The sequence below is a fragment of the Campylobacter sp. IFREMER_LSEM_CL908 genome, assembly GCF_025771545.1.
GTDB lineage: Bacteria > Campylobacterota > Campylobacteria > Campylobacterales > Campylobacteraceae > Campylobacter_D > Campylobacter_D lari_D.
Genome location: NZ_JAKMQK010000009.1, coordinates 56,117 through 81,288, shown reverse-complemented (window position 1 = coordinate 81,288; position 25,172 = coordinate 56,117). Strand labels below are relative to the sequence as shown.

General features: G+C 29.7%; 27 protein-coding genes. 9 read left to right on the top strand and 18 right to left on the bottom strand.

Features of this window, described 5'->3' with window-relative positions; all coding sequences use genetic code 11:
- On the top strand, positions 1–1,232 hold a 1,232-nt coding region (locus L8U04_RS05035), incomplete at its 5' end, for an autotransporter outer membrane beta-barrel domain-containing protein (RefSeq protein ID WP_263666794.1).
- A gap of 24 nt (positions 1,233–1,256) precedes the next feature.
- Entirely contained in the window at positions 1,257–2,150 is an 894-nt protein-coding gene (sppA, locus tag L8U04_RS05030) for a signal peptide peptidase SppA (protein ID WP_263661920.1), read from the top strand.
- Here sppA and ribD read toward each other — a convergent pair.
- From ribD to L8U04_RS04970, 12 genes are all read right to left on the bottom strand, one after another.
- Complete coding sequence (gene ribD, locus L8U04_RS05025) at positions 2,147–3,139, bottom strand: bifunctional diaminohydroxyphosphoribosylaminopyrimidine deaminase/5-amino-6-(5-phosphoribosylamino)uracil reductase RibD (RefSeq protein ID WP_263666795.1); 993 nt, start codon at positions 3,137–3,139, stop codon at positions 2,147–2,149. The two genes, sppA and ribD, sit on opposite strands and share 4 nt — an antisense overlap.
- An 8-nt stretch (positions 3,140–3,147) precedes the next feature.
- Complete coding sequence (locus L8U04_RS05020) at positions 3,148–4,536, bottom strand: McrC family protein (protein ID WP_263709555.1); 1,389 nt, start codon at positions 4,534–4,536, stop codon at positions 3,148–3,150.
- The gene (locus L8U04_RS05015) at positions 4,526–6,505 is read right to left on the bottom strand and encodes an McrB family protein (protein WP_318530210.1); all 1,980 of its coding nucleotides are present in this window, start codon (positions 6,503–6,505) and stop codon (positions 4,526–4,528) included. Before L8U04_RS05015 ends, L8U04_RS05020 begins: the two co-directional genes overlap by 11 nt.
- Positions 6,506–6,634: 129 nt before the next feature.
- Positions 6,635–7,057, bottom strand: coding sequence for a ribosome maturation factor RimP (rimP, locus tag L8U04_RS05010; RefSeq protein ID WP_263709554.1), 423 nt, complete (start codon positions 7,055–7,057; stop codon positions 6,635–6,637).
- Positions 7,047–7,409, bottom strand: a complete 363-nt coding sequence (gene rbfA / locus L8U04_RS05005) for a 30S ribosome-binding factor RbfA (protein ID WP_039617407.1) — start codon at positions 7,407–7,409, stop codon at positions 7,047–7,049. The genes rimP and rbfA overlap by 11 nt, the downstream gene beginning before the upstream one ends.
- Positions 7,406–10,039 carry a translation initiation factor IF-2 gene (gene infB, locus L8U04_RS05000; RefSeq protein ID WP_263709553.1) on the bottom strand — a complete coding sequence of 878 codons (2,634 nt, stop codon included), beginning with the start codon at positions 10,037–10,039 and terminating at the stop codon, positions 7,406–7,408. Before infB ends, rbfA begins: the two co-directional genes overlap by 4 nt.
- Positions 10,020–10,286: a DUF448 domain-containing protein gene (locus L8U04_RS04995; RefSeq protein WP_133319640.1), complete on the bottom strand. Its 267-nt coding sequence runs from the start codon at positions 10,284–10,286 to the stop codon at positions 10,020–10,022. The genes infB and L8U04_RS04995 overlap by 20 nt, the downstream gene beginning before the upstream one ends.
- A gap of 24 nt (positions 10,287–10,310) precedes the next feature.
- The gene (thrB, locus tag L8U04_RS04990; protein WP_263709552.1) at positions 10,311–11,189 is read right to left on the bottom strand and encodes a homoserine kinase; all 879 of its coding nucleotides are present in this window, start codon (positions 11,187–11,189) and stop codon (positions 10,311–10,313) included.
- A gap of 8 nt (positions 11,190–11,197) precedes the next feature.
- Positions 11,198–11,605, bottom strand: a complete 408-nt coding sequence (locus L8U04_RS04985) for a tRNA threonylcarbamoyladenosine biosynthesis protein TsaB (RefSeq protein ID WP_263709558.1) — start codon at positions 11,603–11,605, stop codon at positions 11,198–11,200.
- 41 nt (positions 11,606–11,646) lie between these two features.
- Positions 11,647–12,531, bottom strand: coding sequence for a UDP-3-O-acyl-N-acetylglucosamine deacetylase (lpxC, locus tag L8U04_RS04980; RefSeq protein WP_263661636.1), 885 nt, complete (start codon positions 12,529–12,531; stop codon positions 11,647–11,649).
- Positions 12,532–12,533: 2 nt separating this feature from the next.
- Complete coding sequence (locus L8U04_RS04975; RefSeq protein WP_263709557.1) at positions 12,534–13,913, bottom strand: M23 family metallopeptidase; 1,380 nt, start codon at positions 13,911–13,913, stop codon at positions 12,534–12,536.
- Between the two features lie 76 nt (positions 13,914–13,989).
- The gene (locus L8U04_RS04970; protein ID WP_263659726.1) at positions 13,990–14,817 is read right to left on the bottom strand and encodes a prephenate dehydrogenase; all 828 of its coding nucleotides are present in this window, start codon (positions 14,815–14,817) and stop codon (positions 13,990–13,992) included.
- A 77-nt stretch (positions 14,818–14,894) separates the two neighbouring features.
- On the opposite strand from L8U04_RS04970, the gene bamA reads away from it, so the two are divergent.
- From bamA to L8U04_RS04935, 7 genes are all read left to right on the top strand, one after another.
- The gene (bamA, locus tag L8U04_RS04965; RefSeq protein WP_263709551.1) at positions 14,895–17,111 is read left to right on the top strand and encodes an outer membrane protein assembly factor BamA; all 2,217 of its coding nucleotides are present in this window, start codon (positions 14,895–14,897) and stop codon (positions 17,109–17,111) included.
- Positions 17,112–17,161: 50 nt separating this feature from the next.
- Positions 17,162–18,004 (top strand): acetyl-CoA carboxylase, carboxyltransferase subunit beta, encoded by an 843-nt coding sequence (accD, locus tag L8U04_RS04960; protein WP_263659724.1) that lies wholly within the window; start codon positions 17,162–17,164, stop codon positions 18,002–18,004.
- 2 nt (positions 18,005–18,006) lie between these two features.
- On the top strand, positions 18,007–18,462 hold the full coding sequence (locus L8U04_RS04955) for a 23S rRNA (pseudouridine(1915)-N(3))-methyltransferase RlmH (RefSeq protein ID WP_220566494.1): 456 nt from the start codon (positions 18,007–18,009) through the stop codon (positions 18,460–18,462).
- A gap of 8 nt (positions 18,463–18,470) precedes the next feature.
- A complete protein-coding gene (gene dksA / locus L8U04_RS04950; protein WP_133319649.1) occupies positions 18,471–18,827 on the top strand; it encodes an RNA polymerase-binding protein DksA in 357 nt (118 codons plus the stop codon).
- Positions 18,824–19,807 (top strand): hypothetical protein, encoded by a 984-nt coding sequence (locus tag L8U04_RS04945; protein ID WP_263709550.1) that lies wholly within the window; start codon positions 18,824–18,826, stop codon positions 19,805–19,807. The genes dksA and L8U04_RS04945 overlap by 4 nt, the downstream gene beginning before the upstream one ends.
- A complete protein-coding gene (locus L8U04_RS04940) occupies positions 19,804–20,730 on the top strand; it encodes a tRNA dihydrouridine synthase (protein ID WP_263709549.1) in 927 nt (308 codons plus the stop codon). Before L8U04_RS04945 ends, L8U04_RS04940 begins: the two co-directional genes overlap by 4 nt.
- Before the next feature lie 61 nt (positions 20,731–20,791).
- Positions 20,792–21,112: a hypothetical protein gene (locus L8U04_RS04935; RefSeq protein ID WP_263671094.1), complete on the top strand. Its 321-nt coding sequence runs from the start codon at positions 20,792–20,794 to the stop codon at positions 21,110–21,112.
- Here L8U04_RS04935 and recO read toward each other — a convergent pair.
- The 6 genes from recO to L8U04_RS04905 are packed head-to-tail and all read right to left on the bottom strand — an operon-like array spanning position 21,096 to position 25,161.
- Complete coding sequence (gene recO, locus L8U04_RS04930; RefSeq protein ID WP_263669749.1) at positions 21,096–21,710, bottom strand: recombination protein RecO; 615 nt, start codon at positions 21,708–21,710, stop codon at positions 21,096–21,098. The two genes, L8U04_RS04935 and recO, sit on opposite strands and share 17 nt — an antisense overlap.
- On the bottom strand, positions 21,711–22,223 hold the full coding sequence (locus L8U04_RS04925) for a cysteine hydrolase family protein (protein WP_220566498.1): 513 nt from the start codon (positions 22,221–22,223) through the stop codon (positions 21,711–21,713).
- The gene (locus L8U04_RS04920; RefSeq protein WP_263669750.1) at positions 22,216–22,977 is read right to left on the bottom strand and encodes an ATP-binding protein; all 762 of its coding nucleotides are present in this window, start codon (positions 22,975–22,977) and stop codon (positions 22,216–22,218) included. Before L8U04_RS04920 ends, L8U04_RS04925 begins: the two co-directional genes overlap by 8 nt.
- Entirely contained in the window at positions 22,974–23,660 is a 687-nt protein-coding gene (locus L8U04_RS04915) for a 5'-methylthioadenosine/adenosylhomocysteine nucleosidase (RefSeq protein WP_133319656.1), read from the bottom strand. The genes L8U04_RS04920 and L8U04_RS04915 overlap by 4 nt, the downstream gene beginning before the upstream one ends.
- On the bottom strand, positions 23,657–24,577 hold the full coding sequence (gene fabD / locus L8U04_RS04910; protein ID WP_263661642.1) for an ACP S-malonyltransferase: 921 nt from the start codon (positions 24,575–24,577) through the stop codon (positions 23,657–23,659). The genes L8U04_RS04915 and fabD overlap by 4 nt, the downstream gene beginning before the upstream one ends.
- Positions 24,577–25,161, bottom strand: coding sequence for an FKBP-type peptidyl-prolyl cis-trans isomerase (locus tag L8U04_RS04905; RefSeq protein ID WP_263660726.1), 585 nt, complete (start codon positions 25,159–25,161; stop codon positions 24,577–24,579). Before L8U04_RS04905 ends, fabD begins: the two co-directional genes overlap by 1 nt.
- Positions 25,162–25,172: the final 11 nt, after the last annotated feature.

Sequence of the window (25,172 nt, the reverse complement as noted above, 5' to 3'; positions counted from 1 at the left end):
AACCAAAACCTGAACCAAAACCTGAACCAAAACCTGAACCAAAACCTGAACATGATAACTCTCAAATAATAGTCAAGCCTATTATAAAAAACAATGCGTATAATACTCAAAATAGCACTATAGGACAAGCATTAAGAAGCATTAGAATGATGGATAACTTAAATGAAAACTATAAAAATTATTTTATTTTACTAGATAATGCAGATAAAAAAATCGTTCAAAGTAGTCTAAAAAGCTTGGAATCAAATGATTATTTATCCAATTCAATCCAATTATTAAACACCTACAGTAATTTCGGACAAAATAACATGCTCTCGACTCTTAATCCAACTTTCATAAATACACCTATGGAGGATATTAGATTAGCTAGTAATACTTATCCGACAAATTTATTATATCAAAGTGATGTAGCCAATTTTAATTTTTATGATAATCAAACATATATCTTCCAAATGGGACCTAGTTTTAAAAAAATATATGGTAATGATTTTCATGGAAGCTCCTATGGACTCAATCTTAGCGTAGGAAAAGAAATTAATTCTTCAATGTTCGCAACGCATTTAAGTACTTCATATTCTAATGTTGATTTTTCAACATCTAATATCAAAACAAAAAACGCAAATTTATCAAGCAATTATATTTTGAATTTAGAAAATTTTAAAATTTTAAGCGGTATTGGCATAGGATTATACTCAAGCAACATGCAAAGATATATACTAAATTCAGATACTTTAAAAGGAACATATAATGGATTGATAACTTCTACCCAATTAGGTGTAGCAAAAGAATTTAGTTATAATAAAAATTTAAATTTAACTCCTTTGATATATTTTAATTACAATTATTTTCAACAAAATGCATTTAGTGAAAGCGGTGGAATTTTTTCAAAATCTTACGATAGCATAAAACACAACAGCACATCTTTAGTTTTAGGGATTACTTCTTCTTATGTATTACCAAATTTAGATGAAAATAAAAATACTATAACAGGTTCTATATTGTATGAAAAAAGATTAACAGGAAAAAAGATAGGCAACAATGCAAATTTTATTGATTTTAAAAATCAAAAATTTAAACAATACTATGATTTAGATACTAACTTACTCAACATTAACCTTGGACTAAATTTCAAACCAAATAAAACATTCTTTTTTGATATAAAATTATTAAATGAAATTTATAAAAATCAATATAATGTTAATTTGGTGTCAAATTTTGGATTTAATTTTTGATTAAACAACTTAAAAAGGAAAAGAATGCAGATTATAAAATCATTTTTTAAAGGAATTGGAAAAACCATTTCTTATATCAACACTTATTTTAAAACCTTTGTGTTTTTATTTATCGTGTTTTTAATCCTTACTCCAAGCGGGGATAATGCCAAACTTTCTAATGCAAACCTAGCTCAAATTAATCTTAAAGGCGAAATTAGCGATGCGAGCAATCTTTTAGAACAAATTTACAAAGCCAAAGACGATAAAGCTATAAAAGGAGTTTTGCTTTTTATAGATAGCCCTGGGGGAGCTTTTGCACCAAGCATGGAAATAGCTTTAGCTATACAAGATCTTAAAGCTAAAAAGCCTGTGGTAGTCTATGCAGGTGGAACTATAGCAAGTGGAAGCTACTTAAGTGCAGTAGGAGCTGATATGATCATCGCTAATCCTGCTAGCTTTGTAGGATCTATTGGGGTAATCATGCAAGGCTTTGAAGTAAGCAATCTTGCACAAAAACTTGGCATAAATGAGCAAACTATCAAAGCAGGAAGTTATAAAGAAGCAGGAACTTTCATGCGTAAATGGAGCGAAGATGAAAAAGACTTTTTGCAAAATTTAGCCAATCAAAGCTATGAACTTTTCACACAATTTGTCGCTAAAAATCGCAAGCTAGACTTAAACCAAACAAGCTCATGGGCTGATGCGAAAGTATTTTTAGCTAATGAGGCTTTAAAATTAAAACTCATTGATAAAATAGGCAATTACGAGCAAGCCAAAAAAGAAGTAGAAAAACTAGCTAAAGTACAAAACCCTATCTGGCAAAAAGAAGATGCCATAGATAAGTTTTTAAAACGATTAGAAGAGCAAAGTGCTAGCTTTTTTGCTAACACTTTGACACAATTTTTCACACAAGTAAGCTCACAAAAAATCTACTAAGATTTAATAATCTCATAAAATCCATAAGTATCATTTTCTAAAAAGCCTTTATATAAAGGCTTTAGCTTTAAATCTAACTTAACATTTTCAAGAGTATTTAAATTCGAGCTTGAAAAAATCAAAAGCATATCTAACTCATCTTTAAAGGCTTTTAAAAAATTCTCCCCACCCTCATACATGATGAGCTTTGCTTTGCTAGGAATGCTTGTAAAAATTTCTCTTTCAGCTACGTTAAATAAAGGAATGTTTGGATCAAAACTTTCTAAATTTTGATGGCTTAGTATGCATAAATTTGGCGCTTTAGTTTGAGCTAACCTTGCATCCAAAATAGGCCTATCATGTCTTATAGTTTCTCCACCCACTACAAGCAAATCAAGCTTTGAACGCAATGTATGGGCATAGGTTCTACTTGCTTTAGAACTTACGATTTTACCATAAGCAGAACCATTCAAAGAAAGGGCTAGTTTAAAAAATTTAAAACTTGATTTTTGCCATTTTAAAAAAGGCTTTAAAAGCTCTTTAGCTCTTTGTTCACAAATTCCCATGTGAACTTTTATGCTTTGATCTTTTAAAAACTCTGCTCCACCACTTGCGAGTTTATGCTCATCTTTAGTGGCGATAAAAACTTCGCTAAAGCCAAGCGTGCTAAAAAGTTTCGCACAAGGTGGGGTTTTACCCTGATGATTACAAGGCTCTAAGCTCACATAAGTACTAGCACCTTTTAACAACCCCTGATGATTTTGACAAATAAACTCATGCAAATCGTTTGCATTTTGGGGTAAATCTAAATTTGGATTAAGCACTTTCAAGGCTTTGCTTACTGCTTCAAGTTCTGCATGAGCCTTACCTGCTTCTTTGTGTGCTTCTATGCTTAAAATTTTACCATTTTTATCTAAGATCACACAGCCTACAGTTGGATTTGGGTAGGTTAAAAGCTGATATTTCCAAGCTTCATCTATGGCTAAATTCATATAAAATTCATGATTCATGTTACTTCCTAAAAAGGTAAAGGTGCAAAAAATACCTTAAGCTTTACATGTTCATCGCAAGCTTTTAAAAAACCTTGTGCTAAAAACTTAATATCTTTAGTTTTTAACTTCTCTCTTAAGTTAAAAGTTCTCTCACATAGAGGATAAATAAGATAAATTTCCTTTATCTCGTATTTATTTGTATAAGCAAACATTTGATACAAATCGCTTTGCGATATGCCATGCTTTTTCTCATCTTCATTATCATCTGGAATTTTCCATTTAGTATCTAAGATCATTTTATTTTCTATATATAAATCAGGCTTTAACATAAAACACTTTTCATCATTTTTTGAGATTAAATACTTTCCACTGCTTTGAGTTTTTACATTTTCACTAGGATTAGCAAGTTTAAACATATAAGCTACATAGTTTTCAAAAAGTTTTTCCATAGGAAAAAGTAAAGCAAAGGCTTCGTTTTTGCCTTTATATTGAGCAAAAGTTTTATTTTGTAAAAATATCTTACACCAAGAAAGTATATTTTCATAATAATCAAAATGTCTTGAAATTTTAAAGTTAAAATCTTTTTCATAATTTATAGAAAATTCTACCTCATCAAGCATTTGCATAGCTTTGATGATTTTAAATTTATTCAAGCTTGTTTTGGATTTTAAAAAATTTAGGGTTGATTTTATCAAGCGATTTGGCGCTATGTCTAAAACAAATTCATCACTACTTGTGAAAAATCTTTCTTTGTGTATTAAATTTGATTTTATATGCTCATTAAAAAGTAATTTTCCTTTTAAAAAAGTTCTGTTTTCTTCGCTACTTACATAAGATCTCATCAAACCTTTTTTATACACACTATCAAATTCATCTAAAAACATCGTGATAAATACTTCAAACAAAGGCATTTTAGCAATTTGTAAAGATGAAATTTGAGATTTTTTAAAAGGGAAATTTTTTAAGGTTGTTAGCATGTTAATTAAAAGATTTTTGGGGTTGAAATTTATCTCTTTTATACTATACCATTTTTTTATTTTAATGTTTTTCACAATTTTATATTCTTGAAAATAGCTAAAATTAGTATATAATTTATTACCATTGCTTATTGTATAGGCATAATTTAACTTGCTCTTTGAAACTTTCAAAGATTTATCTTTTTTTTCTTTATAGCTATCCAAATTTGTGCATTTTGGCAAAATTTCTAAAACACCGCTTTTAGTCTGTATAATGCCGACATAATTTTTAGCTTTTAAGGCGTTTTTACTTTTAAAGCCTAGAAGACTTTCATTATTTTTTGCGAAGTCTTCTAGCTCTTTATAAAATATTTCAGCTTTTTCTTTGAAAATTTCTTTTAAATCTTCTTTAGAAAAATCTTGGTATTCGATGATAGAAAAGGTGTTATTATTTATCATTTTCATATATTTTCATAAAAGTGCTTTTATTCCAATCTTTGCTATTACTAAATTTATAAATACCATTATCTCTTTCTATAAAATCTTTCATATTTTTCAAATAATCATTATTTATATCTTGTTTTTCTAACATACCATTTTCATTTAAAACTGCATTTATCAAAGCATAATCATTATAAAAATACTCTTGCAATAGCGGGATGATTTTATTTTGAAAAACATTTTTTAATTTCTCTAAATTCTCAATGCCTATAAAAAATGCATGTCCTATAGTCTTTTCTCTATCTAGCAAGTATTCTATGCGAGTATTAATAGCTTTTAATAATTCTTTCAAATTAACACCTTCGCAATTATCAGATAAAACATTAGGTTTAGGTATCATCTCGATAAATTCAAAGCGTCTTCGCAAAGCTGTATCAAGTGAAGTTATACTTCTATCAGCTGTATTCATAGTGCCTATGATATAAACATTCTTAGGCACTCCAAATTTTTCACCGCTATAAGGCAAAGTAACTTTTAATCCCTCGCTTTCATCTATTCTTTTGCTAGGTTCTATTAAAGTGATAAGCTCACCAAAAATCTTACTTACATTACCACGATTAATCTCATCTATGATTATTATATAAGGTTTTAATTCTGGCTTTTCACTAGGATTATTATCTACTTTATAATCTTGTTCTCGTTCTTTAAACAATTTAGCTAGCTGAAAATAATAACTATCGATTTGTCTTCTATGTTTGTTATTTAAAATTTGCTTAATGCTTCTTCCGTTTATAATTTTATCTTTATTTTCCAAAAGCGTTTTAAAAATTTCTAAATTTAAATACAAATTTGCATTAGTATCATCTGTGATAATTCTATATTTTTCATTATATTCTTCTAATTTAAATCCACCACTTTGAGTTTTTTCTATAAATTTTTGTTGATCTACTAATTCATCTAAAAAAATTTCTATTTTGTTTTCTAAATCTTCACTCTTTACAAATTCTTCTTGTGTTAATAAAGATACTTTGTAATTATCCAAAGCTTTTTTACAAAGTTCTTTAAAAATTCCGTCTTTTATTTCGTATTCTACTTCCTTGGAATTTTCTTTATCCATGCGAGGCTTTATGCCTTCTACAAATTCTTCATATCCATAGCTTTGATGAAAAGTAGTAAAAACTATTTGTCCGTTTTTGACATACTCATTAAAAAGTTTTTTTCTATCAACTCTATTATTTTTATCAGGAAGTTCTATTTTTTCAACCTTAGATATAATTTCTAAAGCTTTATCTATAGTGTTATAAGTTTTTCCCGTCCCTGGAGGCCCATAAAGAATTTGATTTAAAGGTGGATTTTTGTTTTTATTTAAATTTTTTATATCTAAATTTTCAGATTTTATTTTTAAATGTTCTTCTTGTTTTTTACTATTTTCATACGATTTGAAATCATCTTTATTTAAAGAATTAAAATAATTCATCATTTCTGAAAAATCTTTTATTAATTTATCTTTATTATCTAAACCATAAGCAAAATCAAATCTTTGTAAATATCCTTCACTCTCCATTTTATTTACTGCTATACATCTTGAATTCTCAATATCTTCTTTAGGAAAACCAAATTTTAATACCAAATGTTTATTATTTTGAAAATATCCAGAATATGCTATAAATAAATAAACTCCTTTTGTAGGGGTAATTTTTTTACCATTAATAAGATTTTCTTCCAATAAGTCTTTTCTAACAAACATTATCCAACAATCATTACTTAAAAAACCATTTGAATTTCCTATTGCTATTTTGAAAGAATAGTTGTATTTATCACTAATAAAACTTAAATTTTGTTTAATATTTTGGCTAAAACTGCCTTTATTGCTAATATTACCTCGTTGCGTTTTTTTGTCTCTTAAAATACAATCATCTACTTGTTTTATTAATTCATCTATAGCGTTTATAAATCTTTCTTTTTCTTCATTTAAAAAATCAATCATAAATTATCCTTTATTTTTGATAGATTTAAAATTATTATCTAAATATTATAAGATAAATCTATATTATTATTACTTTATATTAAACTTTAATTATACAAAAGATAAGTAAAAATTTAGATTTCTAAATTTTTACCATTGTATGAAAGTTTTAGCTTTTCTTATATCGCTAAAATTTATAGTAGTTTTTTCTTGAGTTTCTAAATTTTCTAAAGTGATATTTTTATCATTTACAGCGATGATTTTTGCTTCGATTTTTTCTTTTTCACTAGTTGTGATTTTTACAAGTTCGTTAATGCTTTTTGCAAAATGCTCTATTTTACTAAGTTTTCTCTCAAGCCCACAGCTTGATACTTCTAAAAAATACTCCCCACTCACAGGTGGCTCTACATCAAAAATAGGTGATAAAATCTCACTAAGCTTAGCACAATCATCAAGATTTACCCCGCCTTCTTTTTGCACATAAATTCTATAAATCTTTCTACCATTTTCACTTACTAGCTCATCATCATAAAAGCTAAGCCCTGCTTCTTTACAAAGTGCTTCAAGATTCATTTTGTTCCTTTTTGATTTTTTCAAATAAAGCATCCATATGATTTTGATACTCTAATCTATCATCAAATTTAAAGTGAAAATTTGGACACCTATACCACCCTTGCTCGCTCATGCAGTAATTTTGCAAAGCACGGGCGGCTTTTTTGAGTTGGTTGAGTATGATTTCTTGCTCTTGGGTGTTAAAAAACATTTTATCTAAATACACAAAAGCATCATATCTGCCTTTTTTACACTCTACATCCACTACGCACAAATTTTTTAAAGCTTCGTTGTCTAAATTTGCTAAAGCTTCTGGTATAAGTTCTTTTAAAATGCTTTCTGTGCGTAGTTTTTTGATTTCAGCTGGATTCATAGACTTACTTGTTCCTCAACTTCTTTGTAACTTTCTATATAATCCCCCACTCTCATATCATTACAACCTTCTATGCCTACACCGCATTCATAACCTTTTGCAACTTCTCTTACATCATCTTTAAAGCGTTTGAGCGAACTTACATTACCTTCAAATACCACAACCCCATCTCTAATAAGCCTGATTTTCGCACCACGATTGATCGTGCCTTCTGTCACCATACAACCTGCGATTTGGCCTAATTTTGGTACATTGATCACTTGGCGAATTTCAGCTTGACCAAGTTGTTCTTCAGAGATGATAGGGCTCATCATACCACCTAGCAAGGCTTTTACATCATCAAGCAAGTTATAAATAACATTATAAGTTTTTATCTCTACGCCTTTATCTTTAGCGCGTTCTTTGATCTCACCAGTTGGGCGTATATTAAAACCTAAAACGATAGAGTTTTCACTCGCACTTGCAAGCTCTATATCACTTTGAGTAATCCCACCTACCCCACTATGGATGATATTAACCTTAATCTCATCGTTTTTAAGTTTTTCTAAACTAGCCTTAATCGCTTCAAGTGAACCTTGCACATCTGCTTTTAAGATCACAGGAAGGGCTTTTAAATTGCCTTCTTTGATTTTTGCACCAAGCTCATCTATGCTTACTTTAGTAGATTTACTTAGTTCTTTTTGGCGGTTGTATTCATGGCGTTTATTAGCATATTCTCTTGCTTGCTTATCACTATCTACGGCTATTAGCGTTTCTCCTGCATCAGCTACTTCACTAAGACCTATGATCACTCCGCACTCACCTGGACCTATTTCTTTTAAAGCTTTGCCTTGATCATCGCTCATAGCACGCACTTTACCATAAGCTTCCCCTGCTACGACTGTATTTCCCACTCTTAAAGTACCATTTTGCACGATGATAGTAGCCACAGGACCTCTACCTTTTTGCACTGAAGATTCTATAATACTTGCTTTAGCATGGGCTTTTGGATTTGCTTTAAGTTCTAAAATATCAGCTTGTAATAATACAATTTCAAGTAAATCCTCTATACCATCACCTTTTTTAGCTGAAACTGGCACAAATTCATGGCTTCCGCCCCATTCTACTGGCATGATGTCCATTTCTGCTAGTTGGGTTTTTACCATGTCAGGATTTGCGTTTTCTTTATCCATTTTATTAATAGCAATGATGATAGGCACATTAGCTGCTTTTGCATGATTAATCGCTTCTTTAGTTTGTGGTTTTACCCCATCATCTGCAGCTACTACGATAATAACAATATCCGTTATACTAGCTCCCCTTGCACGCATAGCAGTAAATGCCTCATGGCCTGGAGTATCGATAAAAGTGATTTTTCTACCATTTTTTTCCACCATATAAGCGCCAACATGCTGAGTAATCCCACCTGCTTCGCCACTTGCAATGCGTGATTTTCTTATATAATCAAGCAAAGAAGTCTTACCATGATCAACATGCCCCATAATAGTAATAACCGGAGCTCTTTGGCTTAAATTTTCTTCTGTTTGATTTTCATCATAATCTTTTACATAATCAAACTCATCAGCCTCATCAATGATATTAATCTCCACTCCAAATTCAGCAGCAAGAATTTCTATAGCATCCTCATCTAAAAAGTCATTTTTAGTCGTCATCATACCAAGCATGAAAAGTTTAGAGATAACTTCTCCGGTGTTTTTACCAAGTTTTTCAGCAAATTCATACACACGAATTTCTTTAGGTATGCTTACACTTGTTATAGCTTCACTTTCTTTTTTCTCTACCTTTTTAGGTGGTTTTTTACGACTTCTTCTTTGTATACCACCCTCGCCAAATGGGTTGATAGAGTTATTTAAAGATTGCTTTAAGATATTTGGTTGTTTTTTGTTTGCTGGTTGTGCTGGTTTGTTTTCTTTTACACTAAAATCAGGTAAAACTACCATATCGTCATCTTCTAAAGAAATATCAGCAAAGTCTTTATCTCCTAAAAGATCCATTTTAGTAGTGTTTTCTTTTTTACTTGTCGCAGGATGATTTTTCTTTTCTTTTTTCTTTCTTTTTAAATTCTCATCTGAATTTGAAAAAATCATACTAAGGCTCAAGCCTTGAGTATTTTGTATATTAGATTTTTCTTCATTGTTTATTTGGTTTTCTTTGCTTTCTTCTTTTTTCTTTTTAACGATAACTAAACCTCTTCTTTTAGCTAAATTTAAATTAGAGCCTAGTTTTTCATCGAATTTAATTTCTTCTTTTTTTTCCTCTAATGCTTCATTTTTAATAGGATTTTCAGGTTGCTTTTCTTCTTTTTTACTTTCTTCTTTCTTTTCATTTGTTGTTTTAACAGGAGTTTTTGTTTCTTTTTTAGTAGTTTTTTTCTCTTCTTTTTTGCTTTCTTCTTTTTTAGTAGTAGTTTTTTTAGTCGCACTTTCTTTTTTAGGCTTTGCCACTTTTTTTACCACATCTAGTATTTCACCTGATTGTACATATTGATAAATCGCTTCTGCGATTTCAGAAGATACTTTTTTGTTAGGGGATTTTATATCCTCTAAGCCTATTTCATTGGCTTTTTCTATAATTTCTTTACTAGTATATCCTAACTCTTGAGCGATTTCGCTAATCTTTACATCTGTCATTAAAAAATATCTCCTTTAAATCCTGCTGATTTATACTGCCATAAAAATTGCCTTTGCAAGCTCTCATAAAAGCCTTTTGCAATGTTTTTTCATCTTTTTCAAAACATGGATTACAAATATATAAACTCCTACCAAATTCCACTTTAGTGATAATTTGAGAATTTTTTATTTGAAATTGATGCAAACTTTGCTTTTCATAACGACCTTTGCAAACAATGCACATTCTAATGGGTATATGGTTTTTCAAAATTATATCTTTTTTTTGGAATTTTTAGCAAATTTTAAAGCCCTCATCGTCAAATTCTAAAAGCTCAACTCTAAATTTAGCAAATTTATTTTTGATTTTTTCTTTGATTTGTTTAGCATCATCTTTATAAGCTAGAGTGAAAAAACTCGAACCTGAGCCTGAAAGCGTGCTCATGAGAGCATTATTATCTAAAGCTAATTTTTGTACTTCAAAAAGCTCAGGTAAAAGTTTCATTCTTTGATTTTGATGAAGTTTATCTAAACTTGCATATTTTAATAAATCATATTTTTTTTCTAAAAAGCAAGCAGTTAAAAATGAAGCATGGCAAAGATTAAAAACAGCATCTTCTAGATTAATTTTTTTAGCTAAAACTGTTCTTGATTTTTGAGTATTCATCGCTACATTTGGTATAGTTATAACAGCTTGTAAGTCTTTATCTACTTCTTTTTTTATAGCTAAGACTTTTTGATTGTGATTTAATGCACACACAAAACCTCCAAGAGCTGCTGGAGCTATGTTATCTGGATGATTTTCATATTTTAAAGCTTCATTTAAAATGATATTTTTATCTGCTTTAAATCCGCTTAATTCATAAGCACAAGCAATAGCTCCAATTATTACAGCAGAAGAACTTCCCATACCTCTTGCTAAAGGGATATTATTTTGAAAAACAAAACGAAAATTATCTTTTTTACCGCTAAGTCTTTGATAAATTTCATAAAAAATATTAACAAAAGTATTATTTTTTTTAAGATAGATATTATTTTCACCTTCTCCATGTATGTTAATACTAAAAAAATTAGATTTTTCAACTATAGTTTGATTAAAATGTTTCAAACTCAAGCCCAAACAATCAAAACCAGGACCTAAATTTGCACTTGTCGCAGGAACTAAAATTTTCATTTTTTACCTTAATTAATTGCATCTAAAACATAAAAAGGTGTATTTTCTTTGCTTAAATTTAAATCTTTTAAACTTTGAGGCATAAAAAAACTTCCTGCTTGTGTCTTCTCTAAAATAATTTCACCATTGTCTTTTTTTACAAAACATAAATGTTTGTTTGCAGGTATAGGAGTGTTGTTATTTAACTCAAAAGCACTGATTGCTTTTAAAGGAATGTTTTTGACTATGGCTAATGTCTCAAAAGAAACATAAGAAATCTTTATACCCATGTAAGAACCTGGTCCATGTACATAAATAAGCTTTTCAAACTCATATTGCGAAAGTAATTCTTGCAATATTTTTGGTAAAACCTCGCTAACTTTTAAATCACTTTCAATGGTATTTAACAATAAATCATTTTCATAAATACCAAGCATTAAAGGTTTTGCTATGGCATTTAAAAGCAAAGTAACCTTTTTTATGCAAAAACCTTTTCATAAACCTTATGTGTGCTTTTTTCTAAGCTTACCACTTCATAGGTACTAGGATCTTTTAAAAGTTCTTTAGTTAAAAGATGATTAAGCTTGTGTGAACCTGCATAAGAAGTATAATCTCCAAAAACTCTACATCCAAGCAAGGTTAAATCCCCAATAGCGTCTAAAATTTTATGACGCACAAATTCATCCTTAAAGCGCAAACCTTCAGGGTTTAAAATACGATTATCATCAACCACAACAGCATTTTCTAGGCTTCCACCAAGACCTAAATTCATAGCTCTTAAAGCTTGAACATCTTTTAAAAATCCAAAGGTTCTTGCTCTTGCTATTTGCTCTATGTAGTTTTGTTTGCTAAATTCAAAACAATAATTTTGTTTGCCTATAATAGGATTATCAAATTCGATTGTATAGTTTATAATAGGCATATCCGTAGGACTTAAACGCACAAATTTATTGCCTTCTTTTACTTCTACACTTTTTTTAATCACTAAAATTTTTTTTGCCGCATCAAGCTCTTTTATACCTGCTTCTTCAAGCATCATACAAAAACCTATACTGCTACCATCCATTACAGGAGCTTCGTTTGCGTCTAAAACTATACGCACATTATCAATACCATAAGCATTAATCGCACTCATTAAATGTTCTATAGTAGAAACATAACCCCTATGATCGCCTATTACAGTAGCCATTTGTGTATCGATGACATTTTCAGGCTTTGCTTCATAAGAAATTCCCAAATCACTTCTATAAAACACTATACCACTACCAGCTTCTAATGGCTCTAATTTTATACTAATAGGCTCACCCTTGTGCAAACCTATACCAACACCTTTAACTTCTTTTGCTATTGTTGTTTGATTCATTTTTATTCACTCAAAATTCTTTTTTTGCTTGATTCTAATACATTATAGATATTTTCTTTTATCCATTTTGCATCTTGCCATTGCTCAGGACGCACTTCAACACCTTGCACCAAAACACCAAAATGCACATGATCTCCAAGCGCTAAGCCTGTAGTGCCTGTAGTGCCTATAACATCACCTGCTCTAACTCTATCGCCCACATTTACATCCACATTAGTGCAATGTCCATAAAGAGTATAAATCCCAAAACCATGATAAATAATAATATTTAGTCCATAAATTCCATTTTCTTGTACAAATACCACTTCACCATCATTATTGCTAATGATAGGCGCTTCTTTTACACTTGCTAAATCAAGTCCCATATGATAAGAACTACTAAATGCTTGATTATTATAAGAATAAAACCTATGATCAGCATAATCAGCTACTTTTTGGCCATTTTTTAAAGGCTTGAAAAGATTAACTTTAAAATTATTAATCATAGTATCAGGAACTTTACTCGTAATATCATGAATGATAACTTCATTAGAAGCTCTTAAGTCCTCATTAACAAATTTAAATTTTTCAAGCCTGCTTAACTCTCTATCTTTTGGAGCATATTTTTGTGCTAAAAATTCAATCTTTCCATCTAAAAATCTATCACTTACTTTTATATTTGATACACGGTATTTTTTATTGGTAAAATAATATCTAATTCTTTGCTTGTTTACATTACCTGCTTTATCTACTGCCACTACATAAGCTCTAAAATGCTCATCAGTTGCCTCCCAAGGAATCAAAGCAGCATAATATCCTTCTTTCACATAAGGAGTTGCTTTAAAAATTTTATCTTTATCAGTTGTGATATAAACTTCTTGTAAATTCTCATCACTTGCTTTAAATACCACACTACCTACTCCACCTTGTTCGATTTGATAAGAATTGTCTAAAATTTCTACAAATGGTTTTTTGGTATCAATGATAACTTTCACTTCTTTAAGCGCTTGATTTCCTAAAAAGAAATTCCAAAAACTACTATCACTTGCTTCTATTACAAGCTTATAAGAATCAACATTTTCTTTATAAGCTAGTTTTGGTAGTTTTAAATCAAAATGGACACTTTTTTTATCACCTTTAACATGTTCATTAACAAGCATTTCACCATTTAATTCATTTGCTTTAAATAGTGTGACTTTAACATCTTTTAAAACGCTTTCATCGCTTATTTCTATAGATATAGGATCTGTTAAATTGCTATAAATAATATCTGATTTTGTTTGGATTAATGGAGGATTTTTTTCAAACAGCTTTGTATTTAACACAAAAACCCCAAAGACTAAAAGTATTAAAAAAACTAGAAAAATCCATTTTTTATTTGATCTTTTACGCGTAAAAACCATATTCTCCACTTTCATTGTATAATTTTTGTAAAAATATATTATGCTTTAGCAAATTAAGAGTAAATTATAAAAAATTTTACAAAATTTCTCTTAACTTATTTGCACTTTTAATCCAAGCTTCAAGTTCATTTATATCACATTTTTCTATCATTTTTTTACACTCTTGTAATTCTTTTTGAAATAAATCAATAGAATTTAATAAATTTTGTTTGTTTTGTTCAAAAATACCGCTCCACATTTGAGGGTTTGACTTAGCAATCCTGCACATATCTTTAAAAGAAGGGCCTCCTAGATGGGCTATATTTTTTTTATTTTCTTCTTTCATCACAAAATTTGCCAAAGAAAAACTAATCACATGCGGTAAGTGTGAAATGATAGAAGCATGATGATCATGCGCGATACTATCCATAAATACAAGCTTCATTCCTAAATCTGAAAAAATTTCTATAGCCCTTTTTTGATGAATATGATCAGCATTTTGCACATCGCACAAAACACAAACTGCATTTTTATACAAGTCTTTTATAGCTGCATTTGGACCACTATTTTCAGTTCCTGCCATAGGGTGAGCTGCGATAAATTGACTTTGTAAATCAGATGGTAAATTTTTAATAATTTCTTCTTTTGTACTTCCAAGCTCAATGATAGTGCAATCTTTAGAAATATCTTGAAATTCTTTTAAAATTTTTACAATAGCTCTTACAGGGATAGCTAAAAAAATCACATCACATTTTTTTAACTCTTCAAATGAAACAATTTTATCTATTAATTTTCGCTCTAGCGCGATTTGTTCAAATTCTTTGTTTATATCATATCCGCAAACTAAATCTATTAATTTATTCTCTCTTAAGCTAAGGCCCAAAGATCCACCTATTAAGCCAAGTCCGATTATACCTACTTTCATAAATTTTCCTTAAAAAGCATTAGTTAAAAATATTTTGGTATTATAACGATTTTGTATATAAAAATTTAGGTAAAATGATGAAAAAATGGTTTGTTTTCTTTGCACTCTCAAGTTCTTTATGTGCAGCTACGATTAAAGATATAAAATTTGAAGGCTTATCGCAACTTTCTAAAGAAAGTGCTATTGCGATTTCTAAATTAAAAATAGGACAAAAAATCGATCCTGCTAGTATAGATACAGCAATTAAAAACCTTTTTGATAGAAATTATTTTAAAGATATAGTAGTAGAAGAAAAAAATGGGGTGCTAACTTTTAAAGTAATAGAAAAACCTTCCATTGGAAAAATAGATATTCAAGGTATAGCAAGTAACGATAGAAAACAAATAGAAAGCCTTGTTGGTTTAAAACCTGGAATTTTATATGATGAAAATTCAGCTAAAGACGCAGCTGAAAAAATCAAACTTTTTTATCAAGCCAAAGGTTTTTATGACACTGTTGTAGAAATCAAAGATGAAAAATTAAGTAATTCAAGCTCATTAAAACTTACTTTTGTTGTAAATCGTGGGGAAAATATCATCATAGAAAAAGTACATTTAAGTGGTGCAAAAAATTTAAGTTATTCAGATATTGAACCTGCGGTAGCAAATAAACAAAGAGAAGCCCTAGGCTGGATGTGGGGCTTTAATGATGGTAAGCTTAAAATCTTTGATCTTGCAAATGATAGCTCAAGAATTTCAGATGTATATTTAAAAGAAGGTTATCTTGATGTAAGCGTATCTCCTGCTTTTTTAAATACTTATACAGATACTTATCAAGCTGATTTAACTTATTTTATCAACGAGGGTGAGGTTTATAAAGTTAAAGGGATTAAAATTTTTAATCCTATTTTTAGTGATGAAGAAAATGAAGCTTTAGCAAATGATTTAAAATTAAGTGTTGGAAAAATAGTTAATATAGAAAAACTAAGAGAAGATATAAAAACTATAGAAACAAAGACAGCTGATTTGGGTTATGCTTTTGTACAGGTTATACCTGATATACAAAAAGATAAAGAAAACCATGAAGCTATGATTATTTTTAAAGTCATACCTAATGAAAAAGTATATGTTAGAAATGTTGAAATTTCAGGTAATACTAAAACAGTTGATAGGGTTATTCGTAGAGAGCTTTATCTAACCGAAGGCAATCTTTATAATAGAACTGATTTAATAGACTCAAGAAATGCTCTAAGAAGAACTGCATATTTTGAAAATGTAGATATTAAAGAACAAAGAGTAGATGATACACATATTGATTTGATAGTAGAAGTCAAAGAAGCTTCAACTGGAGCTATTTCAGGTGGTATTGGTTATGGAACTAGTGATGGAATTTTACTTAGTGCTTCATTATCTGATGCAAATATCTTAGGCTCTGGCATGAAGGGAAGTGTAAGTATAGACAAAGGCGATGATACACTTTCAGGTAGAATATCTTTAAGAAATCCTAGAGTAAATGATAGTGATTATTCTCTTGGAGGATCATTATATTCAGATCGTTTAGAATGGGATAGTTATGATGAGAGAAACTATGGTTTTGATATAAGTGTTGGTAAAACTTTGGGAAGATATACAAGTATAGATTTAACTTACAATCTTGAGCAAAGTGATATTTATCATTTGAGTGATCGCTTAATCGCTCAAGGATATAAACTTGGTAAAACTTACAAAAGCTCTATCACTCCTTCAATAGTATTTAACAATACAGATGATTATTATCTACCAAGATCAGGTTTTATCGCTTCAACCTCACTTGAATATGCAGGCTTAGGTGGAGATCAAGAATTTATAAGCTCTACTACTAAATTTAATTATTATCAAGGCTTAGAAGAATTTATAGGTTGGGATTTGATTTATCGCTATAAAGCAAGTTTTTATAAGGTATGGGATCAAGGTTATTTACCTATCAATGAAAAATTATACCTTGGAGGCATAGGAACTATTAGAGGTTTTGATAGAAGAAGCGTGAGTCCTAAAAACGAATGGGGTGATGAAACAGGTGGTACAGTTGCCTTTGCTAACTCTGTAGAGCTTAGCTTTCCAATCTTTGATAGAATCAAACTAAGAGGAAGTGTGTTTTTTGACTATGGTGCCATAGGAGAAAGTTCTTTAAGTCAAATTCAAAGATGGAGCACAGGTATTGGCTTTGAGTGGCTAACCCCACTAGGTGCTTTAAATTTAGTTTTTGCTAAACCATTTAACACTAATTCAAAAGACGACTTAAGCAAATTCGAGTTTATGTTGGGTGCAAGATTTTAAAAATACTAAAATCTTGCTATAATTTTGAAATTTTATTTTAGGTAGAGATAATGAATTTTTTAGATATTTTTTCTAGTATAAGACGCAAACAAGCCGCTCCAAGCGAAGCTCCAAATCACTGGGTAAAATGTAATTCTTGTCATGCGTTAATGTATTATAAAGAAATAGAAACTTGTTATAATGTTTGTCCTAAATGTAATTTTCATATGAGATTAAATCCTTTAAAACGCATCGAGCTACTTAGTGATGAAGATACTTTTATAGAAATGGATAAAGACTTACATGCGATTGATCCGCTTAAATTTGTTGATAGTAAATCATATAAAAAAAGATTAGCAGAAAATGAAGAAAAAACAGGAAGAAAAAGCGCTATAATAAGCGGCGAGTGCAATATAGATGGCATTAAAACTCAATTAGTTGTTTTTGATTTTTCTTTCATGGGTGGAAGTTTGGGCTCAGTAGAAGGTGAAAAAATTCTTAGAGCTATTGAAAGAGCGATTGAGAAAAAAACTCCTGTTGTTATAGTGAGTGCAAGTGGTGGAGCTAGAATGCAAGAAAGCACTTATTCTTTAATGCAAATGAGCAAAACAAGTGCGGCATTAAAGCTATTAGCAGAAGAAAAGCTTCCCTATATTTCTGTCTTAACTGATCCAACTATGGGTGGAGTGAGCGCATCGTTTGCTTGGCTTGGAGATATCATTATGGCTGAACCTGGTGCCCTAGTAGGCTTTGCAGGAGCTAGAGTTATCAAACAAACTATAGGTGCTGATTTACCAGAAGGCTTTCAAAAGGCCGAATTTTTACTTGAACATGGATTAATTGATGCTATTGTAGAAAGAAGTGAACATAAAAAATTTATAGCAGATTTTTTAAGATTTTTTTCTAAAAATTAAAAATGCATATTAATCTTTTAAGCATTCAAAAAAACAATAATAATGAATTTAGTAAAATAGATGAGCACTACACCAAGCTCATCAAAAAATTTTGCAATTTTAATGATATTTGTATTTTTAACAATAAAATTAATTTAGCACAAAATACCAATACCATAGAAGCAAAAAAATCTTATACAAACGCGCTAAATCCTTATAAAAAAGGTTTTTGCATAGCTTTAGATGAAAAGGGTAGAGAGCTTACAAGTGTAGAATTTGCTAAATTATTACAAGATAAAAATGAAATTTCTTTTTTTATAGGTGGCGCTTATGGCCTTGAAAAAGAATTCATCGCACAAATGCATACAAGCATAGCTCTTAGCAAAATGACTTTAGTGCATAAATTTGCTAAAACTATGCTTTTAGAACAAATTTATCGTGCATTTTGCATTAATACAAATCATCCATACCACAAATAGGAGCATTTATGCAAGAGTTAAATCTTGAAGAATTTAAAAATATATTACTTCAAAGACAAAAAGAAATTTTACAAGAACTTCAAGGTAATATAGACAATATCCATGATCTGCAAGATAGTGAACCAAGAGATGAAGTTGATTTACAGCAAATTGACAACAGCTCACATATTGACTTAAAAATCAATGAAAATTTAAAAACAGAATTAGAAGAAATTAAACATTCATTAAGCAAAATAGATAACAATACTTATGGAATTTGTGAGTATTGTGATGAAGATATACATCCTGAAAGACTCAAAGTAAAACCTCACGCAAAATATTGTATAAATTGTCGTGAAAACTTAGAAAAAAGGAAAGAATTATGAAAGTAAAATTATTTTTCTTTGCAAGTTTAGTTTATCTTTTAATCGTAGCAGCCTTAGTTTATAATCTAAATTTGGGAAATTACACTTTCACAATTTCTACTTTTGAGCTAAATTTACCTATCAGCTTATGGGTAATTTTACCTGCATTTATTTTGATGGTTTTAGCTTTATTGCATATGAGTTTTTATGGCTTTTTAAAACATTTACAATACAAAAATCTTATTAAAGATAGCAAAAATTATGAAAATTTTTTAATTGATGTATTTTTGAAAAAAATAAGCAAAATTAAATTTAAAACTCAAGAATTTCAAGATATAGCCAAAAACACTCAAGCTCTTTATTTTAAAGAAAAAAATCAAAATACAAAAATAGATGATATTATAAATATTTTAGAGCAGTTAGACAAAAAGGAATTTGTGGAATTAAAAAAATACAAACTCGATCCACATAATGAAATTTTCATTTTAAATGAAAAAAATCACTTCCAAAAAGATAGCGACTATGCTTTTTCTTTTATTAAAAATAAAGAAATTCTGACAAATGAATTAGAAAATTTTGCTTATAAAATGGTATTAGATAATGCACCTTATAGCCAAATTAAAACACTAAAAATACAAAAAAATCAAGATGATATTTTATTACTTTTGGATAGATTTGAAAAAGAAAATTTGGAATTAAATCATGCTGAAATCGAAGTTTTGCTTAGCATGAATACCTTAGATGATAAGTCATATTTACAATGCACAAAAATACTTTGTAAAAAAATAGAGCCTCAGATATTAATTGCTTTATTTAAAAAGTTAAAAGATAGTCATTCTCAAGCTTTAAGAGCTTATCTTTATACTTTAGCAGAATTTGGTATGTATGATGAATTGCTTAATGAATTAGGAAATGATCAAAACGAACATAAGGATTTTAGACTCTTGCTCTTTTTAAGAGAACATAATAAAAAAATAGAACTTGAAAAATTTATACAATGATAGATTTTAGTAAAAAGCCTTTGTTTTTAGCTCCTATGGCAGGTTTTTCAGACTTGCCTTTGAGAAATTTAGTTAAACAATTTGGGGCTGATGCAACAATTAGTGAGATGATAAGTTCTAATGCTTTAGTGTATGAAAGCTCAAAAACTCTTAAAATGTTAGAAAAAGCTGAACTTGAAAATCCTTATATAGTTCAAATTGCAGGCTCGGATGAAAGTGTGATTCAAAGGGCGGTAGAAATATTAAATCGTTTTGATTTTATAGATGGGATTGATTTTAATTGCGGCTGTCCTGTAAATAAAGTTATAAAACAATGTGCAGGCAGTGCTCTTTTGCAAGATCTTGATAAATTGCAAAGAATTTTAGAACTTATCAAAAAAACAAGCAATAAAAAGCTAACTAGTGTCAAAGTAAGATTAGGGTTTGAAAAAAAAGATCCTATTACCATTGCTAAAGCATGTGAAAATGCTGGGGTAGATTTTATCAGTATGCATGGTCGCACTAGAAAACAAATGTATAGTGGAAATTCTGATTATGAAGCTATAGCTTTAGCTAAAGAAAATATCAAAATTCCTTTAGTTGCAAATGGCGATATTAGCACAGAAAATGCTAAAGAAGTTTTTAAAATAACAAATTGTGATGCATTGATGATAGGGCGTGCAAGCATAGGAAAACCTTGGATATTTCACGAGGTAAAAACTGGCAAAAAAATCGATAAAATTTTAAAAAACAAAATCATCTTTACACATTTTGAAGAAATGCTAAAACATTACAAAGAACAAGGTATAAGCATATTTAGAAAGCACTTACATGAATATTCTAAAGGCTATGAAGATGCTTCAAATTTTAGAGATTGTGTTAATCGCATTAATGATGCAGAAATTATGCGAAAATATATGCAAGAATTTTTCAATAAGGAATGATTTTTGCTTGTAAAATTCTAAGCAATATGAATGAAGAGATACCATAAAACAAGGAAGGTTCATGGCAGCTCATATCAATTCAAAAGGGATTTACAAAGCATTAGGTGGCATTAGAACAAGTGCAAATAATCTAGCAGCACATGCTTCAAAGCTTAACAATCAAATTTTAAATTTCGAGCAAGTTTTACAACAAACACAACCAAAATGTATAAGCACTTGCCTACAAAGTTCTCAAAAACAACTTGGAAATTTGCTTGAAGATATTAAAAATAGTAAGGAAGCTATTATAAAAAATACACATATTGATAGTGCAAATATCATCGCAAAATTAAGACAAGAGGCTATTATGATGTATGATATTACTCTTAAAAACCCTCTTTAATGATTTTATATAAATTATCAATATATTCATCGCTAAAATGCGATGAATTAAAATTTTCATAAAACCTCACAAGATCTTCAGCTTTAAACTCATAGCCAAAAGCACATTTTTTATGTGCAGGCAAAAAAGCCCTTATCAATACAATATCTTCTTTTATACACTCATCACATAAAAAGCAAATAAAATCCTTATGCAAGCGCCCTTCAAAGCTTATAATCTTTAAATAAGCATCCACAATCACACGCTTGCAATCTTGTTTTTCAAAACGCTTAGCACAATCTTCTAAAAGCTCAAAATAAAAACTATCAATCTCCTCAACATCTTTTAAATGCCAATAAAAAAGCCTGATAAATTCTTGCCAAAAAAACATTTTTTCTCTATCTAAAACCCAAGAAAATCCAATATGTAAAACATCTTTTAAGCGCGGTAAAAATCTAGAACTTTCTTCAAGTTCAAAATCAATCTTATATCCATTTAGAATATTAGAATGTCTCATTCCGTAAAATCTATAACTTTTAATAACTTTTTTGGCACTTAAAAGATAAACAATCAAATCCTCATCTTTTACGCTCTGAGTGTGCAAAATAAAGCCTTGCATCTATAAAAGCTCTATGCCATAAGCTTGTAAAATTTCATAAGCACTATTTTCTAAAGATTCATTAAAACTTGCAGTAGCATTTTTATGTAAAATAATTTTAGAATTAGGCGTGGCGCTTTGAGCCAAAATAATATTACTAAATACACAAATATGCGAAACTAAGCCACAAAATTCTATACTTTCATAATGATTTTGTTTTAAAAAATTAGCCAATTCTAAACTACCAAAAGCATTCTTATAAAAGATTTTTTTTGCATTTTTTAAATACACATCAAAATCGCTTGGCATTTGCCAACCAAAAGTATCTTTAATACAATGATAAATAGGCAGTTTTTTTCCTTCTTGGGTTTTTAAATAATTCTCATCATGCGTATCAAAAGTAAAAACAACATCACCTTGATGATTTTTTAAAAGAGTAAGAATATTATCTTTTATCTTGGTAGCTTTTTCAAAACCTAAGCTACCATCGATAAAATCATTTTGATAATCAACTATAATTAAAAGTTTAGTCATTATCCTTAACCATGAAAAAACTATCCGTGTGGATATTTTCAAATGCAGTTTTTAAGCTCGTAAATAATTTTGGATTTTCTTTTTCTAAATTTGCTAAAAGCTGTTTAGCTTCTTCTCTAGCATGAGGAAATTTTACATTTTTTTCACTTAATTTCATACCAGGACAAAATTCATTACCAATTACTTCTAATTCATTATTAATAGCATTTTCCCTTAATTGTCTTTCTCTTACAAAAATCAAAGGACGGATGACTTCTATATCTCTTTTACTTTTATATTTTGGCGCTAAACTTCTAAGAGCACCATTATAAATGAAATTCATAAAAAAACTCTCTACTGCATCATCTAAATGATGAGCTATGGCTAATTTATTAAAACCATTTTCTAAGGCGTAAGTATATAAAGCACCACGCCTCATTCTTGAAAAATAGCTACAAAAGCTTGAATTTTTTCTAATGGTATCACCTGAAATTTCATAAATATTAGAATCAATAACCTCATGGTCAATACCATGTTCTTTACAGTGATTATGAAGTTTGGTGTAATCTTCACCCATGCCATAACTTAAAGTTACTGCTTTAAGTTCAAATTTAAAAGGTGCATGTGCTTGCATACGCTTTAAAAGATGAGCTAGAGCTAGAGAGTCTTTCCCGCCACTAAGTCCTAATAAAACTTTATCATTATCTCCTATTAAGGAAAACTTAGCATTTGCTTTTGCAACTTCTCTGATTAGTCTTTTGCTAAGATTTATCATAATTTCTCACAAATTTTTAAAACAAAATTAGCTGAAATTTTAGCGGATTTTTCTACAAACTCATCAAAGTCAAATTCAGCTTTTTCACCTGCCTTATCACTCATTGATCTTAAAACCAAACATGGAATTTTTAAAGCATCACATACCAAAGCCACACTAGCTCCTTCCATTTCACAAGCATCTGCATTAAAAATTTCTCTAATTTTTGCTTTTTTATTCTCATCACAAATAAATTCATCACCCGTAGCGATAATACCTGATTGTAATTTAACACCAAGTTCTTTAGCAACCTCTATGGCAAGATTATTAAGCTTATCGTCTGTTTTTATAAAAATTTCATTACCAGGAACATAACCAAGCGGATGTCCAAAAGCTGTAATATCTAAATCATATTGAGCTAATTTTGTAGCATAGATTAAATCCCCTATTTCCAAACTAGGATTAAAAGCACCAGCCACTCCTGTAAAAAGCATAAGTTCAGCTTTAAATTTTTCTATCATAATAGTCGCGCTAAGAGTGGAATTTACTTTCCCTATCTTAGAATAAGCGATGATTAATTCATGATTTTTGTATTTTGCAATATAATAAGTATTATTTGCATATTCAATTGTTTGATATTCTTTTAATGTTTCGAGTAAAGGAGTAACCTCTTCGGGCATAGCTCCTAAAATAGCTATTTTCATTTAATCACCTTTAGAATTTCATCAATATCTTCTATTTTACTTAAAGCATAAGTTTCTTTTTGAGTGATTTTTTTATTTAAGCCCTTTAACACGCTCGCACCAAATTCTATATAAAAATCCACTTCATTGTCTATTGTTTTAATGCTTTGTTTATAAAGAACAGGCTTTATAAGTTGCTCACTTAAAAGTGTTAAAGCTTGAGTTTTATCACTATATATTTTTGCATTTACATTTGAAACTACACTTTTAAAATCATCTTTTAACACAAGCTCTAGTTCTTTTGTAAGTTTTAAAGACGCATTTTTTAATAATGGACAATGGCTTGCAACACTCATATTCAAAAGCATAGCTCTTTTGGCTCCTGCATTCTTAAACTCACTCTCATAAGAAGCTAAATCAGGCTTTAAGCCCGCTACTACAATCTGTCCTTCACAATTATAATTAGCTGCAAAAATACTTTTTTGCTCACTTAATGCCTTTTGACAAAGTTCTTCTACTGCTTTATCTTCAAGTCCTAAAACCACCATCATACCAGCTTCGATTTTAGAGCAATCCTCCTGCATAAATTGGCCACGCTTGTTAACAAGTGCTATAACACCTAAAAAGTCAAATGCACCTTGAGTCGCTAAAGCACTAAATTCTCCTAGTGAATGGCCTAAACTATACTTAGCTTCTATACTAGCTTGCTCTTTTAAAGCTTCATAAGCCATTAGTGAGTTTAACACTATGGCCATTTGTGTAAATTCACTTTTATTTAAATTTTCATTTTCCTTAAAAAGCAAATTTTTAAAATCAATTTTACAATAATCACTTGCACAATCTAATAATTCTCTTGCTTTAAGTGAATTCTCATAAAAACTAAGCCCCATACCAACACTTTGAGAGCCTTGGCCTGGGAAAATAAATGCACTATTCATTAGTGTCCACCGCAGCAACCGCCACCACCATGTCCGTGGCCACCACAACATCCACCACCACCATGTCCGTGATGATGATCATGATGATGTCCTCCACCACCACATCCACAACTTCTGCTACCTGCAATAATTCCTGTTAAAATTTCATCTTCACTTGCAGCTCTAACATCTACAATATTAATTGAAAATAACAAGTCTTTTCCTGCATAAGCATGATTATAATCAATAGTAACTTCATTCTCAGTAATTTCTCTAACAATTACTCTTACTGTATTACCATCTTCGCCTTCGCCAAAAAGCTCCATACCAACTTGCAAATCAATCCCTGCAAATTGTTCTTTTGGTAAAGTTTGCAATGCATTTGCATCATATTCACCCAAAGCATTTTCTTTTTTTATCACAATATCGGCATTACATGGGGCATCAAGTTTTTGAATTTCCTCTTCTAGTCCTTCTAAAATTTGACCCTTACCTAAAATAAAAGAAATAGGTTCAGCATAAATATTTGATTCTAAAACTTCATTTGTGTTTGCATCTTTTAACTCATAAAACATTGAAACTACACTATTTTTTTCTATAGCCATTTTATCTCCTT

Bases quoted from the DNA above. Each gene is read 5' to 3' on its own strand.
- ribD (WP_263666795.1), bottom strand. From the start codon at position 3,139: ATGAATCATGAATTTTATATGAATTTAGCCATAGATGAAGCTTGGAAA.
- bamA (WP_263709551.1), top strand. From the start codon at position 14,895: ATGAAAAAATGGTTTGTTTTCTTTGCACTCTCAAGTTCTTTATGTGCA.
- L8U04_RS04970 (WP_263659726.1), bottom strand. From the start codon at position 14,817: ATGAAAGTAGGTATAATCGGACTTGGCTTAATAGGTGGATCTTTGGGC.
- L8U04_RS04935 (WP_263671094.1), top strand. From the start codon at position 20,792: ATGGCAGCTCATATCAATTCAAAAGGGATTTACAAAGCATTAGGTGGC.
- L8U04_RS04920 (WP_263669750.1), bottom strand. From the start codon at position 22,977: ATGATAAATCTTAGCAAAAGACTAATCAGAGAAGTTGCAAAAGCAAAT.
- L8U04_RS04905 (WP_263660726.1), bottom strand. From the start codon at position 25,161: ATGGCTATAGAAAAAAATAGTGTAGTTTCAATGTTTTATGAGTTAAAA.
- L8U04_RS04955 (WP_220566494.1), top strand. From the start codon at position 18,007: ATGCATATTAATCTTTTAAGCATTCAAAAAAACAATAATAATGAATTT.
- recO (WP_263669749.1), bottom strand. From the start codon at position 21,710: ATGCAAGGCTTTATTTTGCACACTCAGAGCGTAAAAGATGAGGATTTG.
- L8U04_RS04925 (WP_220566498.1), bottom strand. From the start codon at position 22,223: ATGACTAAACTTTTAATTATAGTTGATTATCAAAATGATTTTATCGAT.
- dksA (WP_133319649.1), top strand. From the start codon at position 18,471: ATGCAAGAGTTAAATCTTGAAGAATTTAAAAATATATTACTTCAAAGA.
- lpxC (WP_263661636.1), bottom strand. From the start codon at position 12,531: ATGAATCAAACAACAATAGCAAAAGAAGTTAAAGGTGTTGGTATAGGT.
- L8U04_RS04915 (WP_133319656.1), bottom strand. From the start codon at position 23,660: ATGAAAATAGCTATTTTAGGAGCTATGCCCGAAGAGGTTACTCCTTTA.
- rimP (WP_263709554.1), bottom strand. From the start codon at position 7,057: ATGAATCTTGAAGCACTTTGTAAAGAAGCAGGGCTTAGCTTTTATGAT.
- thrB (WP_263709552.1), bottom strand. From the start codon at position 11,189: ATGAAAATTTTAGTTCCTGCGACAAGTGCAAATTTAGGTCCTGGTTTT.
- infB (WP_263709553.1), bottom strand. From the start codon at position 10,039: ATGACAGATGTAAAGATTAGCGAAATCGCTCAAGAGTTAGGATATACT.
- L8U04_RS05020 (WP_263709555.1), bottom strand. From the start codon at position 4,536: ATGATAAATAATAACACCTTTTCTATCATCGAATACCAAGATTTTTCT.
- L8U04_RS04985 (WP_263709558.1), bottom strand. From the start codon at position 11,605: ATGCTTGGTATTTATGAAAATGATTTATTGTTAAATACCATTGAAAGT.
- accD (WP_263659724.1), top strand. From the start codon at position 17,162: ATGAATTTTTTAGATATTTTTTCTAGTATAAGACGCAAACAAGCCGCT.
- L8U04_RS04975 (WP_263709557.1), bottom strand. From the start codon at position 13,913: ATGGTTTTTACGCGTAAAAGATCAAATAAAAAATGGATTTTTCTAGTT.
- fabD (WP_263661642.1), bottom strand. From the start codon at position 24,577: ATGAATAGTGCATTTATTTTCCCAGGCCAAGGCTCTCAAAGTGTTGGT.
- L8U04_RS04940 (WP_263709549.1), top strand. From the start codon at position 19,804: ATGATAGATTTTAGTAAAAAGCCTTTGTTTTTAGCTCCTATGGCAGGT.
- sppA (WP_263661920.1), top strand. From the start codon at position 1,257: ATGCAGATTATAAAATCATTTTTTAAAGGAATTGGAAAAACCATTTCT.
- rbfA (WP_039617407.1), bottom strand. From the start codon at position 7,409: ATGAATCCAGCTGAAATCAAAAAACTACGCACAGAAAGCATTTTAAAA.
- L8U04_RS04945 (WP_263709550.1), top strand. From the start codon at position 18,824: ATGAAAGTAAAATTATTTTTCTTTGCAAGTTTAGTTTATCTTTTAATC.
- L8U04_RS05015 (WP_318530210.1), bottom strand. From the start codon at position 6,505: ATGATTGATTTTTTAAATGAAGAAAAAGAAAGATTTATAAACGCTATA.